Source organism: Phyllobacterium phragmitis (genome assembly GCF_002980495.1).
GTDB lineage: Bacteria > Pseudomonadota > Alphaproteobacteria > Rhizobiales > Rhizobiaceae > Paramesorhizobium > Paramesorhizobium phragmitis.
The window spans coordinates 53,068-69,030 of the sequence record NZ_PVBR01000007.1 but is presented as its reverse complement, the minus strand read 5'-3'; the positions used below and the strand labels follow the sequence as shown (position 1 = coordinate 69,030).

Sequence of the window (15,963 nt, the reverse complement as noted above, 5' to 3'; positions counted from 1 at the left end):
TTGGGAAAAGGTTCCTTCATGATGAAGCTGGAGGCAAGGAGCGGTTTAGAGTTGCGCATTAATTGAAAGGAAAAAAGCCCACGGATGCGGGCTTTTTGATGATCATGGACCTAGGCGAAAAAGAACAGGCGCTCAAAAGAGTCGTACTGCTCATAGGCGCAGCAATAAAATGCCTTTAAAAACAATTAGATTCGAAGAAGTCTGTTGCCCGAAATATTACTCGGACGGCGTTTGTGATCGACTAGACAAAGAAGTCAAAATCTCCGGCAGAGCGGCGAACACGCCAATTGCTGAACTCGCTCCGATTACATATCGCTCTCTCAGCTCTAAGTCGCCGACCCGCACATCGCGGTACCGATCGTCGCCCGCAAATGTGAATCGCGTATCTTCGTTGAGTTGCGAAGCGGCTCTGGTCACAGCTCCCCAAAGTTCGCCAACCTGTGTCTGACTTATGCGATCTTGGCCGTCGTGAGCAAACTTGTTGCGATGCCTATTGATATATCGCAAGGGTTCAAGGTGAAGAGCCTCGAGCCCAATGATCTCCAATAGGTCAAGTTTGTCGGACAGATATTGGTGCCTGCGGCTACCCTTCTGACCAAATCTGCCTGCTGTCACAGCATCAAGAACATGGATTGCTGCGCGCTCGGCCTCAAAATGACAGCGAATCATCACGCCAATGTCATCTTCGCTCAATAGCGCTGCCTTCAGTCGATCCGTATCAATGTCGAAGGAAAAGGTAACACTACCAATGTCGGTCATTTCTTGCCCTAGTCTCTGGTGAGGCAGTAGTTGGCATCACAATGCGGGCTTCTCAATTCCCGATCTGTTGCCAAAACCAGCGAGCAAGATGAGGAACAACCAAATTCAAAAAAATACAGTACAAACAATTAGGAAGAAAGGCTGGTGCCCAGAAGAGGACTCGAACCTCCACACCCTTTCGAGTACCAGCACCTGAAGCTGGCGCGTCTACCAATTCCGCCATCTGGGCAACGGGGTCCCATGTAAGGGGCGGGCGGCGCTCTGTCAATCGGGTTCGGATAATATTATCCGGCTTTTATCCAGAGCATGATCCCGAAAAGTTGGCACGCTTTTCAGATAAGATCATGCGGCCAAAAAAAGAGCCCGTTCGACAGTCGCCCCAACAAGCCCTTATCCCTGCAGCACCTCTTTCGAGGCGATGGTGGAATCGGCGTTGAACTTGTAGATGATCGGCACGCCGGTGCCCACTTCGCGCTCCAGGATCTCCTCGCCCGAAAGCCCTTCGAGCGCCATGATCAGCGCGCGCAGCGAATTGCCGTGGGCGGCGATGAGAACCGTCTCGCCGCGCAGCACATGCGGCTGCACGTCGTGCATGTAATAGGGCCAGACGCGGGCGCCGGTATCGCGCAGGCTCTCGCCGCCGGGCGGCGGCACATCATAGGAGCGGCGCCAGATATGGACCTGCTCCTTGCCCCATTTCGCCCGCGCATCGTCCTTGTTGAGACCGGCGAGCTCGCCATAGTCGCGCTCGTTCAGCGCCTGGTCGCGGATGGTCTTGAGATCCGGCTGGCCGACCTCGTCGAGAATGTGCTGGCAGGTGGTCTGGGCCCGCGAAAGCAGCGAGGTGAACGCGATGTCGAAATGCATGCCGGCGGCCTTCAGGCGCTGGCCGGCGTCCTTGGCCTCGGCGTGGCCGAGTTCGGTGAGACCCGGATCACGCCATCCGGTGAAAAGGTTCTGCAGATTCCATTCGCTCTGGCCGTGGCGGACGAGGACAAGTGTGCCGGACATCGCATATGCTCCGTGTTGATGATTGGTATGGGATTAGAGTCTGGCAGAACGACCTGAAACAGCACCCCCACTGGCCGTCATTCTCGGGCTTGTCCCGAGAATCTGCCATAAGGAAAAAGAAAAGCAATTGCCGTTCTGACAGTCATACTGTCGTAGATTCTCGGGACAAGCCCGAGAATGACGGCCAGGGGGGAGCCATTTTAAGCCAGTTCTGCCACACTCTAGTCGTTGAGATTAAGAACGTCGAGCATCGAATAGAGGCCGGGCTTGCGCCCGCGCGCCCACAGCGCCGCCTTGACCGCGCCGCGCGCGAAGATCGTGCGGTCATCGGCATGGTGCGAAAGCGTGATGCGTTCGCCCGTGCCGGCCAGGATGACCGAATGGTCGCCGACGACCGAGCCGCCGCGTAAGCTGGCAAAGCCGATCGTGCCGTTTTCGCGCCCGCCCGTATGGCCGTCGCGCACGCGCACGCTCTGTGCGGCCAGATCGATGCCGCGCCCCTCGGCCGCCGCCTCGCCGAGGAGGAGTGCTGTGCCCGAAGGCGCGTCGACCTTGTGCTTGTGGTGCATTTCCAGGATCTCGATGTCGAAATCGTCGGGGCCGAGCGCCTTCGCCGCCTTCTCCACCAGAACGGCGAGAAGATTGACGCCGAGGCTCATATTGCCGGATTTGACGATAATGGCGTGGCGCGCCGCGGCGTGGATCTTTTCCTCGTCGGCGGCCGAGCAGCCCGTGGTGCCGATGACATGGACGATACGCGCCTGCGCCGACAGCATGGCGAATTCAACGGTCGCGGCAGGCGAGGTGAAGTCGAGCACGCCTTCGGCCGCCGCGAAGGCCGGCAGCGGATCGTCCGATATGGTGACGCCGAGGAGGCCGACGCCCGCCACTTCGCCCGCGTCATGCCCGATATGCGGCGAGCCGGGACGCTCGATCGCGCCGGCAAGCCGTGCGCCGTCGATGGCATGGATGGTCCGGATCAGCGTCTGGCCCATGCGTCCGCCGGCACCGACGACCACCAGGTTCATATCCCCGGGTGAAGAGACTTCATCCCCCGATGCTTCCATATCCGATATCAATGGTTCTGTTTTGCTCATGCCTTGCTTCCCGCCTTTCCGCGCGCCCGAACAACAGCTTTCCTCCGGGGCTCAGGGGCTTTTTCGCCTGTTTCGCCCATCTCGTCCACTATGAGATCGTCCAGCACCTGCCAGTCGGCGCCGCCCTGCAGCTTGTGGAAGCGGGCATAGATGCTGTGCGGATTGGCGATCAGCGTTTCGTGACGGCCTTCCTCGACGACACGGCCGGCCTCCATGACGACGATATGTTCGGCATTGACGATGGTCGACAGGCGGTGCGCGATGACGATGGTGGTGCGGCCCTGCATGATGCCGTCGAGCGCCTGCTGCACGCGCTTTTCCGATTCATTGTCGAGCGCCGAGGTTGCCTCGTCGAGCAGCAGGATCGGCGCATTGCGCACGATGGCGCGGGCGATCGACAGGCGCTGGCGCTGCCCGCCGGAAAGCGTCACGCCATTCTCGCCGACCGGCGTGTCATAGCCCTGCGGTTGCTGCAGGATGAATTCATCGGCATGCGCCAGCCTGGCGGCGGCGATGATCTCGTCCATCGTCGCATCCGGCCGCCCGTAGCGGATATTGTCCGCGATGCTGCCCTCGAAGAGATAGGGCTGCTGCGAGACATAGGCGATGGAATGGCGCAGCGACTGGTTGGTCACATCAGCGATGTCCTGGCCGTCAATGAGAATGCGCCCCTTCTCTATATCGTAGAAACGCTGCACCAGCCCGATCAGTGTCGATTTGCCGGCGCCCGATGCGCCGATGATGGCCGTCGTCTTCCCCGGTGCCGCAACGAAACTGACGCCGTGGAGCACGGGTGCTGCCTCGGAATAGGAAAAATATACGTCCTCGAAGCGGATTTCGCCCTTTTCGACATGAAGCGGCACGGCGCCGGGCACATTGCTCTGCCTCGGGTTGATGTCGAGAATTTCATAGATCATGCGCGCATTGACCAGCGAGCGCTCCAGCCCGACCTGAAGGCGGGCGAGGCGGCGCGCCGGATCATAGGCGAGAAGCAGCGCCGTGATGAAGGCGAACATCGCGCCGGGCGGCTGCTGGTTGAGGATGGCGCGGTAGCTGCCATAGGCGAGAACGCCGGCGACGGCGAAGCCGGCGAGGATTTCGGCGATCGGCGTCGTGCGTTCGGACACCTTGGCAATCTTGTTGCTGCGCCCTTCGGCCTGGTCGATCAGCTTGCCGATCTTGGCGCGCAACTGGTCCTCCATGGTGAAGGCCTTGACGATGGCGATGCCCTGCACGGATTCCTGCATTGCGCCCAGAAGATGCGAATTGAGATGCACGAGATCGCGCGTTACCGAACGGATACGGCGCGAGATATAGGCCACCGCCAGCACCAGCGGCGGCCCGATCAGGAAAACGATCGCCGACAGAACCGGGTCCATATAGAACATGGTGGCGACAAGGCCGATCAGCGAGACCATGTCGCGGGCGATCGACGAGATCGTCATGTTGAGAAGATCGCGTATGCCCGAAACGTTCTGGTTGATCTGTGCGGCGAGATGGCCGGAGCGCGTGTCGTTGTAGAAGTTGAGGCCGAGCCTCATCAGATGATCGAAGATGCGCTTCTGGTAGCGCGCCACCAGATTGTTGCCGATCTTGGCGAGTTCCACCGCCTGCACATAACCGGACAGGCCACGAAAAACAAAGATACCGAAGAGCGCACCGCAGATGATCGGTACGAGGCCAAGTTTCTGCTCGTAGAAGATCTTGTCGATCATCGGCTTCATCAGATAGGCGAGAGCGCCGTTTGAAGCACCGACGACCAGCGATGCCGTGATGGCGATAATATAATTCTTCTTATATTCGCGCAAATTCTCCGACATCATGCGGCGGATGACGCGCGTCGCCTCGGCGGGATCGATCTTCTTCTTGGTATTGCTCACGGTCAGGATAGTCCCGAATATCTGCGCTCGACGCGAACGCTTGCGTTCTCGCCCGCCCCTATAGCCCTATTGCGCCGCCTTGCCTATGCCTGCCGGGAAATCGGGCTCAGGCGTCCTTGCGCCAGCGCCGTCCTTCGGTCGGCACGCCGAAGCGCGATGGGGTGCGGGCATAGGCCGAAAGTCCGCTCAGCGCCGCCAGCGGATGGGTGATGACATAAACAGGCACGGTTTTGAGGATATCCTCGTGCGGCGCCTTGTCCTCGAAGGCTTCGCGGAACGAAGGGTCTTTCAGCGCCGGGATGATACGCTGCACGATGCCGCCCGCCAGATAGATCCCGCCCAGCGCCATGAAGGTGAGCGCGAAATCGCCCGAAAGCCGTCCGAGATAGACGACGAAGAGCTGCAGCGTCTCCCTGGCTTCCTTGGACGAGTCGTCCAGCGCGGCACCGGTGATCTCGGCCGGCGTTGCGAGTGCCGGCGCGACGCCATTCGCCTTGCAGACGGCGTGGTAGATGTTCTGCAGCCCGCGTCCGCACAAAAGCTGTTCGGCCGAGATGCGCCCCTCGATGCGCTCGAGATGCGGGAATATCTCGAAATCGCGTTCGCTGCGCGGTCCGAAATCGACATGGCCGCCTTCGCCGGGAACCGGCACCCATGTCTGCCGGGTGCGGATCAGTCCCGCCACGCCAAGGCCCGTGCCGGGGCCGAGCACGACACGGCTGCCGTTCGGCTCACCCTCGCCGCCGCCGATCTTTTCCAGATACTCGCTCTCCAGCGAGGCGACGGCCAGCGCCTGCGCCTCGAAATCATTGACGACGATGATGTCCTCCAGCCCGAGCGTCTCCATCATCTGCTTGGGCTTCACCACCCAGGGGCAGTTGGTCAGATCGATCTCGTCGCCCTCGACCGGTCCGGCAATGGCCAGCACCGCCGAGCGTGGCTGGATCGATGTGTGGTCGAGGACGGCGCTCTGGATCGCATCGTCGATCGTTTCGTAATCCGCCGTCTGCAGGGTCGGGAACTGCTTCGGCTCGGCATAGGAATCGACGAGGATGGCAAACCGCGCGTTGGTGCCGCCGATATCGCCGACAAGAACCGGGAAATGCAGTATGCTGTCGGTGTCGATGTTGGAGATCATTTTATCTTCCCGTTCTGCTTCGGAGCCAGCCTCCGTCTTTGACGGAACTGCTCTATTTCGCATGCGCCAGCTTTTCCACCAGCATTTCCGCCGTGGCACGGTTCAATGCCATCGGTATGTCGTAGACGCTGCCGAGCCGCGTCAGCGCCTTGACGTCGACATCGTGCGGCATCGGCGATAGCGGATCGATGAAGAAGATCATCGCCTGGACCACGCCCTCGGCGATCATTGCGCCGATCTGCTGATCGCCTCCGAGCGGTCCGCTCTTGACCCGGTGCACGACAAGCGAAGGACACGCCTCCTGCACCAACCCGCCGGTGGTGCCGGTCGAGACGATCTCGAACCGCGAAAGCCGGCTTTCATGGGCGCGGACAAAGGCGACCATGTCGTCCTTCTTCTGGTCATGCGCGATCAGCGCTAGACGTAATGGCTTCGACACGAGAAATCCATATTGGGAACAGTGCTAAATCGGTTGAAATCTATAACGAAACCATCCCCGCCTGAAAAGGGCCGATTGCTCTTTGCCTGGTGGGTGCGTCCATGAATCTGTCAGTTCCCCGGCCGTGGGATCGGCAGCGGGATGCTTGTCGCGGCCGGCGGCGCGGCAAAAGCCGCTGCCGGGACTGGTGGAGAACCGGGAGTGGCATCCGTGGCGGCGCCGCCACCGCTGCCGAGACCAAACGTCACATCCGCGATGGAAGCGGGCGCGGGCTCGTTCAATATGCGTGCACAGGCAGATGGCAGGTCCGATAGCATCGCCGGCTTTTTAGGTTTTTTCGGCGTGGAAGGCTTGGCCGGCTTCCACGGCTCGTCCGTGAACCACCAGGCGAGTGATTTGCCGCAGCCGTCATCCCTGCCTGTCGGCGCTTGCGGTTTGCAGCCGGGCGAGCCGGGCTGGCACGACATGCGTATGTGGAAATGATAGTGGTGGCCCCAATAGGGGCGGATCTTGGCCATCCAGCTGCGGTCGCCGGTCACGGTGTCGCAGAGCTTCTTCTTGATGCCGGGATGGACGAAGATGCGTTCCACTTCCGGATAGCTCGCCGCCCGCTTCAGGAGCGCGGCATGGGCCGGGGACCAGATTTTGGGGTCGACATAGAGCGTATCCCCCTTCAGTACCGAGATGGCGCTGACATTCTCGCGTTCCGCGTCGCTGAGGCGGCGTTTCGGCATCGGCGTCAGCCAGACATCGGCGTCGAGACCGATCTGGTGCGAGGCGTGCCCGCTCAGCATCGGCCCGCCGCGCGGCTGCGAGATATCGCCGACGAGCAGGCCCGGCCAGCCGTCCTGCGCCGCCTCGCGCGAAAGCCTTTCGAGCAGCGCGATCATGCGCGGATGACCCCAGCGCCGGTTGCGTGACAGGCGCATCACCTGCCAGTTCGGCCCGTCCACGGGAATGGCGATGCCGCCGGCAAGACAGCCCTTGGAATAGAAGCCGACCGATTCCGGCTTGGCCACGGCAGGCAGTTTCTGGCCGCCGAATGCCTGCTTCGCCGGCTGATCGGCAAACGCATTTGTCGCACCGATCATCTCCAGCGCCGTTGCCGCGCAGAGAAGGGCGGTTAGCCCGATGCGGGTGAGGAAAGTCGCAGACATCGGGAGTCCCCCAATTGGACCTCGTCGAGAATGAAGTGATTCGGCAAGCTTGCCCTCATGTCAGTGGCATTATGATGGCAGCGGACTCCTGCGGCAATGCTTTGGAAATGCGGAAAAACGGAAAGGCGTGGTATTCAGCCTTTCCAGTTGCCTTCCCGCCACAGCGCGGTCAGGCCCTGCCGGTAGTCCGGATGGCGGAAGCGGTAGCCGAGCTTCTTGATCCTGGCGTTGGAGACCCGCTTGTTCTCGCCGTAGAAGGAGCGCGTCATCGGCGAAAGATCCGCCGTCTCGAAAACGATCTCCGGCGGCGGTTCGACGCCCATCATCTCCGCCGCGCTGGCTACCACGTCCTGCGGCGGCGCGGGTTCACCATCGGTGATGTTGTAGATGCCTTCCGCGCTGCGTGAGGCGAGAAGCGCCAGGCTTCCGGCGATATCGTCGACATGGACGCGGTTGAACACCTGCCCCGGCTTGACCAGCCGCCGCGCCGTACCGTTCTCGATATTGACGAAAGGGTTGCGTCCCGGCCCGTAAATGCCGGAAAGCCGCAGCACGGCCAGCGGCACGCCATGCGTATCGGCCAATTCCTGCCATCTCCGTTCCGCCGTGAGACGCTCGACGGAACGCGCCGAGATTGGCTTGGGCGGCGTTTCCTCGCTCACCCACGCGCCGTCATGATCGCCATAGACGCCGACTGTCGAGAGATAGCCGATCCATTCGAGCGCGGGCGAGGCGTCCCGCAACATCTCGCCGAACAGCGAGAGAACCGGATCGCCCGTCCTGGCGGGCGAGATGGAAACGACGAGATGCGTCGTGCCGGCGAGCTCCTCGACGATCTCGGCGGGAGCCGATGTGCCGTCGAAGAGAAAGGGAACGATACCCGCCTGTTCGAGGGCGGTAAAATTATCTGCCGCCCGCGTCGTGCCGGCGATTCGTTCGGCGGTTTCGCCGATTTCGCGCGCAAAGGCTTGTCCGCAATAGCCCGCGCCGAAAATGAATATATGCATTCTACCGCTCTTCTCCTGTCTCTTGCTGATAAGCCAGCCACCATTCGGCAAGAACCGTATCATCCCTTTCCGAAGCCGTCAGTTTTTTGCGCAATTTTCTGAAATATTTAGGCTCTGACAGTTGGCTGAGCGCCCAGGTCGCGGCGCCGCGTACCAAAGGCGAGGGGTCGCAGAGAAGCTGCTCCACCCGGGCGAGCAAACCCGCATCGTCCGAGTTGCCGGCGGCGATCAGCACATTGCGCAGGAACCGGTCGCGCCCGATGCGCTTGACCGGCGAGCCGGAGAAGAACGCGCGGAACGCAGCGTCGTCCAGCGCCAGAAGCGTTTCGAGCGGTGGTGCCTTCAGATCGTCGCGCGCCTTAAGCTTCGTCTCATGCGCCTCTTCGGCGAATTTGTTCCAGGGGCAGACGGCGAGGCAATCGTCGCAGCCATAGATGCGGTTGCCCATCGCCTTGCGGAATTCGGGCGCGATCGGCCCCTTGTGCTCGATGGTGAGGTAGGAGATGCAGCGCCGTGCATCGAGCCGGTAGGGCGCGGGAAAGGCGTCGGTCGGGCAGATGTCGAGGCAGGCCCGGCAGGAGCCGCAATGGTCCGTCTCCGGCATATCAGGCATGATTTCGGCGGTGGTGAAGATCGAGCCGAGGAACAGCCATGAGCCATGGCTGCGGCTCACCAGATTGGTGTGCTTGCCCTGCCAGCCTATCCCGGCCGCTTCGGCGAGCGGCTTTTCCATGACAGGCGCGGTATCGACGAAAACCTTGACGTCACTGCCGGCGCGCGCGGCCAAGCGACCGGCGATCTGCTTGAGCTTGCCCTTGATGACATCGTGATAATCGCGGTTCTGCGCATAGACGGAAATGGCGGCGCGATCCTTGGCGGAAAGCACCGGCAGCGGATCGCTCTGTGGGCCGTAATTCATCGCCAGCATGATGACGGAGCGTACCTCCGGCCACAGCGCGCGCGGGTCTGCGCGCCGTTCGGCGGTTTCCTCCAGCCATACCATGGTCCCGTGATGCCCTTGGGCCAGATATTGCCGCAGCCGTGCGCCGGCTTGCGGAATGGCGTCAGGCGTCGTGACGGCCATGATGTCGAAGCCCTCGGCTTTCGCCTCCTCGGCGAGGAAGCGCTTCAGCTTCGCCGCGCCCGTATCAGAAATCGAGATCGCCATAATGTGCGACCGGAGAAAGCCCGCGCACCCGGTCCGTGAGCAGCGGGCGGAAGGACGGGCGTGATTTCATGCGCGTATACCAGTCGCGCGCTGCCGGGTGGTCCGGCCATTCGATTTCGCCCAGATAATCGAGAATGGAAATGGCGGACGCCGCGGCCATATCGGCATAGCTCGGCAGCGTGCCGCCCAGCCAGTCGCGCGTCGCCGCCAGATAATCGACATATTTCATGTGCTGGCGGATATTGCTCCGCGCGGCGCGGATCGCCGCCGAATCCGGTGAGCTGCCGCCCGATTCCGCCGACATCTGCAATTTGAAGATGCGTTCGCGCGCGATATGACGCGTCACCTCATTGTCGAGCTTGCCGAGGAACCAGTCGACCAAGCGGCGCACTTCGGCGCGTTCGATCGGGCTTTCGGGCAGGAGCCGGCGGCTGCGTTTCAGCGCCCCCCGGGTCTCGTCGAGATATTCGGCGATCACCGTCGGCCCGACGATCGGCACGTCGTTTTCCGCCAGCAGCACCGGCAGCGTGCCCGCCGGATTGAGCGCCAGGAATTCCTTGCGCCGCGCCCATGGCTTTTCCTCGATCAGTTCGGCCTCGACGCCGTATTCGTTGAGGATCAGCCGCGCATAGCGCGAGCCGGTGGACATGGGATGATGAAAAAGCGTCAGCATGGTTGCGCGTGAAATATCTTCCAAGGTGAAGTATTACCAAAATCGGGCGGAATCGCTGCTTCTCGCGATCTATGCCCTGCCGGGCTGGCATTTCATCGGTCAGCGGCGTATTTCTTCCGCTGTCTGATTCCCGGCCAGTCCTTATCGGCCAAACCTATAGGGGTAACGGATGCGGGAAACAAGCGATCCCTGGCTGTCCTAATTCTGCCGCTGTCAATCTGGCACATTCCCATCACCACCCAGTTTCAAGCGAAGGTTCCCCCGCATGGATATAAAGACCCTCTTTGATGCCCTGTTTCTGGGCCTGCTCGAAGGCTTGACCGAGTTCATCCCCGTTTCCTCGACGGGGCATCTGTTGCTGGCGGGCCATTTCCTCGGATTTCAATCGACGGGAAAGACCTTCGAGGTGCTGATCCAGCTGGGTGCCATCCTCGCCATCCTCAGCGTCTATTTCGGCAGATTATGGAAGATGCTGGTCAGCCTGCCGCACGATCCGCGTACCAGGCGTTTCGTCCTCGGCATCCTCATCGCCTTCCTGCCCGCTGCCGTCATCGGTGCATTCGCGCATGATTTCATCAAGACGGTACTCTTCGAAACGCCGATGCTCGTCTGCATCATGCTGATCCTGGGCGGTTTCGTCCTTCTCTATGTCGACCGCCTCGATCTCAAGCCGCGCTATCACGACGTGATGGACTATCCGCTGTCGCTCTGCCTGAAGATCGGCTTTTTCCAGTGCCTTGCGATGATCCCCGGCACGTCGCGTTCGGGCGCCACCATCGTTGGCGCGCTGATGATGGGCACCGACAAGCGTTCGGCGGCCGAATTCTCCTTCTTCCTCGCCATGCCCACCATGGCCGGCGCCTTCGTCTACGATCTCTTCAAGAACCGCAATATCCTGAGCATGGACGATGCGGCGATCATCGGCGTCGGCTTCGTCATGGCCTTCATCTCAGGCGTCTTCGTCGTGCGCCATCTCCTCGATTACGTCTCGCGCCACGGTTTCGCGCTTTTCGCCTGGTGGCGGCTGATCGTCGGGGCGGTCGGGCTCGCGGCACTGCTCATCTGGGGCTGATCTTTTTCCCTTCCTTCTCCCCTTGTGGGAGAAGGTGGCCCGAAGGGTCGGATGAGGGGTATTCACCGCCTTATATATATGCGCGCTACGCCCGCCATCGAGGCGGCTTGCTCTCGCCACCCCTCATCCGCCTTCGCTTCGCTCAGGCACCTTCTCCCACAAGGGGAGAAGGAAGGGCGAGGCCTCACGCCATGCCCTTCTTGGTGAACTGCCCCTGTTCGCGGAAGCGCCAGAGATAGGTCGGCAGCACCACATCGGTCCCCGTCGGGCGGATGCCGATGCCCTCGAATGTGCGGCCTTCGCTTGCAGCTTCTGATGAAACCACATTGTCGTGCTGCAGCAGCAATACCTGGTCGCGGGTCAGCGGCGGCTTGGGCAGCAGCCCCGCCACCGAGCCGATGATTTTCGCCGCGGACCACGGAATGGGCAGGAGAACGCGCTTGCGGTCGATCACCTCAAGCATTTCCTCCATGCAGCGCCGGAAGCTCATCACTTCAGGGCCGCCGAGCTCATAAATCTTGCCCCGTTCGAGCGTGCCGTCCACGGTGCGCGCCACGACTTCCGCCACGTCGCCGACATAGACCGGCTGGAACTTGGTCTTGCCGCCGCCGATCAGCGGCAGGAACGGCGAGAAGCGCGCCATATTGGCGAATTTGTTGAAGAAGCTGTCCTCCGGCCCGAAGATGATCGAAGGGCGCAGGATGATGGCGTCGGGCAGCGTCTCGCGCACGGCCTTCTCGCCCTCGGCCTTGGTGCGGCCATAGGCGGAAGCCGATTGCGGGTCGGCGCCGATGGCCGAGATATGGGTAAGCGGAATGCCCTCCGCCCGTGCGGCTTCCGCGAGCGCGCGTGCGCCTGAGGCCTGGATGGCGTTGAAACGCTGGCTCCCGCCCTCGGCGAGGATGCCGACCAGATTGATCACATGATCGGCGCCCCTGACCGCCCGGTCGATCGACCAGCGATAGCGCAGATTGGCCTGGACGGCCTGGATCTGGCCCATATTGCCGAGTGGCTGCAGATAGGGCGCGAGTGTCGGACGGCGCACCGCGACGCGCACCCGGTATCCGCGCTGCGCCAGCGCCGCCACCACATGGCGGCCGACGAAACCCGAACCGCCGAAGACGGTGACGAGCTTCGGTTTGTTGAGAATACCCGTTTTCTCGACGGCCATGGCAATCTCCTGCAAGAGCATCTGCCGCCAAGCGCAATCACTTGGCATCGCATAATGCGGCTAAAATAAAGTCCGGCGGCGCCAGCACTTCGACACCGCCCTTTTCAGCGGTGGTGTAATGGGTTTTTTCGCGGGCGCAAAGGGGGCATGATGATGCAGGCGCAAAACAGGCGCTTTTGCCGCCGCGTTCCCCAATCTTCTGGCGTATTACCTCTTTGCGTTTTCGCGTCCGCCTGCTAAATCGCGCGCATGAGCACACCATTGGACCATATCCGCAATTTTTCCATCGTCGCCCATATCGACCACGGGAAATCCACGCTTGCCGACCGCCTGATCCACCTGACCGGCGGGCTCGATCTGCGCGACATGAAGGAACAGGTGCTCGACTCGATGGATATCGAGCGCGAGCGCGGCATCACCATCAAGGCCCAGACCGTCCGCCTGCATTATCACGCGAAGAACGGCGAGGACTATGTGCTCAACCTGATCGACACGCCCGGCCATGTCGACTTCGCCTATGAGGTTTCCCGCTCGCTCGCCGCCTGCGAAGGCTCGCTGCTGGTGGTTGATGCCTCCCAGGGCGTCGAGGCGCAGACGCTGGCCAATGTCTACCAGGCGATCGACAACAATCACGAAATCATCGTGGTTCTGAATAAGGTCGATCTGCCCGCCGCCGAGCCGGAGCGCGTCCAGGAGCAGATCGAGGATGTGATCGGCATCGACGCATCGGATGCGGTGCTGATTTCCGCCAAGACCGGCCTCGGCATCTCCGATGTGCTGGAGGCCATCGTCAACAAGCTGCCGCCACCGCGTGAAGGCGACCGCAACGCACCCTTGAAGGCCATGCTGGTCGATAGCTGGTACGATACCTATCTCGGCGTCATCGTCTTGGTGCGCATCATCGACGGGGTGCTCAAGAAGGGCCAGACCATCCGCATGATGGGCACCGGCGCCAAATATCCGGTCGAGCGCACCGGCGTGTTCACGCCGAAGATGGTGCAGATGGACGAGCTTGGCCCCGGCGAGCTCGGTTTCATCACCGCCTCGATCAAGGAAGTGGCCGACACCCGCGTCGGCGATACCATCACCGAAGACCGCCGCCCGACCGAAAACATGCTGCCGGGCTTCAAGCCGGCGCAGCCCGTGGTGTTCTGCGGCCTCTTTCCCGTCGATGCCGCGGATTTCGAGGATCTGCGCGCCGCCATGGGCCGGCTGCGCCTCAACGACGCCTCGTTTTCGTTTGAGATGGAAACCTCCGCGGCGCTGGGCTTCGGCTTCCGCTGCGGCTTCCTCGGCCTGCTGCATCTGGAAATCATCCAGGAGAGGCTGGAGCGCGAGTTCAACCTCGACCTCATCGCCACCGCACCTTCCGTCGTCTACCGCATGAAGATGAACGACGGTTCGGTGAAGGAACTGCACAATCCCGCCGACATGCCCGATGTGGTCAAGATCGCGGCAATCGAGGAGCCGTGGATCCGCGCCACGATTCTGACGCCGGACGACTACCTCGGCTCGATCCTCAAGCTCTGCCAGGAGCGCCGCGGCATTCAGGTCGACCTCTCCTATGTCGGCCCGCGCGCCATGGTCACCTATGATCTGCCGCTCAACGAGGTGGTGTTCGATTTCTACGACCGGCTGAAATCGATCTCCAAGGGCTACGCCTCCTTCGACTACAACCTGTCGGATTATCGCGAGGGCGATCTGGTCAAGCTGTCGATCCTCGTCAATGACGAGCCGGTCGATGCCCTGTCGATGCTGGTCCACCGCACGGTGGCGGAAAAGCGCGGCCGCGTGCTCTGCGAGAAGCTGAAGGAACTGATCCCGCAGCACATGTTCAAGATCCCCATCCAGGCGGCAATAGGCGGCCGCATCGTCGCCCGCGAGACGATCTCGGCGCTGCGCAAGGACGTGACCGCCAAATGCTACGGCGGCGACGTCTCCCGCAAGCGCAAGCTTCTGGAAAAGCAGAAGGAAGGCAAGAAGAAGATGCGCCAGTTCGGCAAGGTGGAAATCCCGCAGGAGGCGTTTATCCAGGCGCTGAAGATGGGGGATAATTGAGGGCGCGCAATCAGCGAGCGCGGTCCTCGAACTTATGAGTGGAATTTAACGCCTTTTTCGCCCATCTATATATAGGGTGTGATTTGGGGGCGGGATGCAGATGCTGTCGCAAAGACATGCAGGAGGTGATTATGACCGACGCTTTGAAACAGCTGATAGAGGCTGCCAAAACGATTGAGCAGACGAAGCAGGATTTGGAGCAGCAGCGCCGTAGCTTTGCGTATGGGAATACCAAATTCGAAAATGAAATGATCACTCGCGCAATGATTGATGATCAGGCGGAGAAGCTGCGGTCAGTGAATCTGAAGTAAATTCGTTAGAGAAAGTGCTATGACGGACGAAGCACAGCGCCATAGCGTAGCATTTGAAGCCGAGATCATTAAAGATCCGCTGAAAAAAGCAGAGGCTGAGGCGAGAAATGGTCTCAAGCAGTATGACTATGGGATGCAGGTCGTTCAGCAGGCTTTGGATCGTGGCACATTCAAGCTACGAGTCTCGGTCGTCTTGGCGTTACAGCGGGAAGCCTTGGCAGGCATAAGCGCATATGCGGGAAATTTCAGGCCCGCTGGTGTTGAAATATTAGGAAGCAAACATAAGCCGGTTGAGGCACATCTTGTCGCTGAACGCGTTGAGGAGATGTGTGATTACGTCAACGACAACTGGAGTGATGCCACAGCAATTCATTTAGCATCATACATAATGTGGCGACTGAATTGGATTCACCCCTTCTCGGATGGGAATGGTCGAACCTCCCGAATCTTGTCTTATGTGGTTTTGTGCATAAAGACAGGGAGTATTCTACCGGGAACGCCCGCAATTCCGGAACAAATCGTTGAAAATAGAAATCCTTATTTTGCCGCATTGGATGCAGCCGATGCCGCATTCGCCAACGGAAAGATTGATTTGTCAGTAATGGAAGAGTTGCTTTCCGGTATGCTGGCTGTCCAGCTTCGAAACGCTTATGAAAAGGCGGGAGGCAGATTATAGCCGACCCCGATATGGCCTGGATGCCCGCGTGGCCGGCATACTCTTTTCTATTGCCGCGATTGTGCCACATCGTCTTCCTGTCGCCCCGGTGATGAAACTCCTCTCCACGCTGATTCTTGTCTCCCTTCTCTCCGCCTGTGCGTTATCTCGGCCGGTGAAGCCTACCGCCCCATATCCAGTCGCAGAACCATTGCCGCCTGAGATCAAACCTTTGACGCAGGAGCAGGAAGAGCAGATCGCGCAATAGGCAGCAGGCAGCGGAGGCAGTCTCTACGGCTCACTCCAGAAACTTATCCCCCATCTCCACTCTGCCATTACTCTGATCGACAGTTCTTCCTGGCGGGAA

The 15,963-nt window shown here is 60.7% G+C and carries 17 protein-coding genes and 1 tRNA gene; 6 read left to right on the top strand and 12 right to left on the bottom strand.

Translation table 11 applies throughout. The features are described 5' to 3' along the window. Positions 1–216 precede the first annotated feature (216 nt). From C5748_RS11305 to C5748_RS11255, 11 genes are all read right to left on the bottom strand, one after another. Positions 217–759, bottom strand: a complete 543-nt coding sequence (locus C5748_RS11305; RefSeq protein WP_105742043.1) for a hypothetical protein — start codon at positions 757–759, stop codon at positions 217–219. 142 nt (positions 760–901) lie between these two features. After that, a tRNA-Leu gene (locus C5748_RS11300) sits at positions 902–988 on the bottom strand. Positions 989–1,149: 161 nt separating this feature from the next. Next, positions 1,150–1,770, bottom strand: a complete 621-nt coding sequence (locus C5748_RS11295; RefSeq protein WP_105742042.1) for a 2,3-bisphosphoglycerate-dependent phosphoglycerate mutase — start codon at positions 1,768–1,770, stop codon at positions 1,150–1,152. Positions 1,771–1,991: 221 nt separating this feature from the next. After that, positions 1,992–2,798 carry a 4-hydroxy-tetrahydrodipicolinate reductase gene (dapB, locus tag C5748_RS11290; protein ID WP_199194778.1) on the bottom strand — a complete coding sequence of 269 codons (807 nt, stop codon included), beginning with the start codon at positions 2,796–2,798 and terminating at the stop codon, positions 1,992–1,994. Between the two features lie 65 nt (positions 2,799–2,863). After that, a complete protein-coding gene (locus C5748_RS11285; RefSeq protein ID WP_105742207.1) occupies positions 2,864–4,690 on the bottom strand; it encodes an ABC transporter ATP-binding protein in 1,827 nt (608 codons plus the stop codon). A gap of 163 nt (positions 4,691–4,853) precedes the next feature. Further along, positions 4,854–5,885 carry a glucokinase gene (locus C5748_RS11280; protein ID WP_105742041.1) on the bottom strand — a complete coding sequence of 344 codons (1,032 nt, stop codon included), beginning with the start codon at positions 5,883–5,885 and terminating at the stop codon, positions 4,854–4,856. Positions 5,886–5,937: 52 nt separating this feature from the next. After that, positions 5,938–6,324: a methylglyoxal synthase gene (locus C5748_RS11275; protein ID WP_105742040.1), complete on the bottom strand. Its 387-nt coding sequence runs from the start codon at positions 6,322–6,324 to the stop codon at positions 5,938–5,940. A 110-nt stretch (positions 6,325–6,434) separates the two neighbouring features. After that, entirely contained in the window at positions 6,435–7,481 is a 1,047-nt protein-coding gene (mepA, locus tag C5748_RS11270) for a penicillin-insensitive murein endopeptidase (RefSeq protein ID WP_245429011.1), read from the bottom strand. 134 nt (positions 7,482–7,615) lie between these two features. Beyond that, positions 7,616–8,488 (bottom strand): SDR family oxidoreductase, encoded by an 873-nt coding sequence (locus C5748_RS11265; RefSeq protein WP_105742039.1) that lies wholly within the window; start codon positions 8,486–8,488, stop codon positions 7,616–7,618. A 1-nt stretch (position 8,489) separates the two neighbouring features. After that, positions 8,490–9,656: a tRNA epoxyqueuosine(34) reductase QueG gene (queG, locus tag C5748_RS11260; protein WP_105742038.1), complete on the bottom strand. Its 1,167-nt coding sequence runs from the start codon at positions 9,654–9,656 to the stop codon at positions 8,490–8,492. After that, on the bottom strand, positions 9,637–10,329 hold the full coding sequence (locus C5748_RS11255) for a glutathione S-transferase family protein (RefSeq protein ID WP_105742037.1): 693 nt from the start codon (positions 10,327–10,329) through the stop codon (positions 9,637–9,639). Before C5748_RS11255 ends, queG begins: the two co-directional genes overlap by 20 nt. Here C5748_RS11255 and C5748_RS29215 point away from each other — a divergent pair. Together C5748_RS29215 and C5748_RS11250 are read left to right on the top strand one after the other, a co-directional pair. After that, positions 10,328–10,456 carry a hypothetical protein gene (locus tag C5748_RS29215; protein WP_280953480.1) on the top strand — a complete coding sequence of 43 codons (129 nt, stop codon included), beginning with the start codon at positions 10,328–10,330 and terminating at the stop codon, positions 10,454–10,456. The two genes, C5748_RS11255 and C5748_RS29215, sit on opposite strands and share 2 nt — an antisense overlap. Positions 10,457–10,594: 138 nt before the next feature. Beyond that, positions 10,595–11,401, top strand: coding sequence for an undecaprenyl-diphosphate phosphatase (locus C5748_RS11250; RefSeq protein WP_105742036.1), 807 nt, complete (start codon positions 10,595–10,597; stop codon positions 11,399–11,401). 184 nt (positions 11,402–11,585) lie between these two features. Here C5748_RS11250 and C5748_RS11245 read toward each other — a convergent pair whose 3' ends face one another. Further along, the gene (locus C5748_RS11245) at positions 11,586–12,587 is read right to left on the bottom strand and encodes a complex I NDUFA9 subunit family protein (RefSeq protein ID WP_425350238.1); all 1,002 of its coding nucleotides are present in this window, start codon (positions 12,585–12,587) and stop codon (positions 11,586–11,588) included. 234 nt (positions 12,588–12,821) lie between these two features. Between C5748_RS11245 and lepA the strand changes: the two genes are divergently transcribed. From lepA to C5748_RS27860, 4 genes are all read left to right on the top strand, one after another. After that, on the top strand, positions 12,822–14,630 hold the full coding sequence (lepA, locus tag C5748_RS11240; RefSeq protein WP_105742034.1) for a translation elongation factor 4: 1,809 nt from the start codon (positions 12,822–12,824) through the stop codon (positions 14,628–14,630). 131 nt (positions 14,631–14,761) lie between these two features. After that, a complete protein-coding gene (locus C5748_RS11235; protein ID WP_105742205.1) occupies positions 14,762–14,941 on the top strand; it encodes a hypothetical protein in 180 nt (59 codons plus the stop codon). A 19-nt stretch (positions 14,942–14,960) separates the two neighbouring features. After that, a complete protein-coding gene (locus tag C5748_RS11230) occupies positions 14,961–15,617 on the top strand; it encodes a Fic family protein (protein ID WP_105742033.1) in 657 nt (218 codons plus the stop codon). Between the two features lie 28 nt (positions 15,618–15,645). Then, on the top strand, positions 15,646–15,864 hold the full coding sequence (locus C5748_RS27860; protein ID WP_146119509.1) for a hypothetical protein: 219 nt from the start codon (positions 15,646–15,648) through the stop codon (positions 15,862–15,864). Positions 15,865–15,963: the final 99 nt, after the last annotated feature.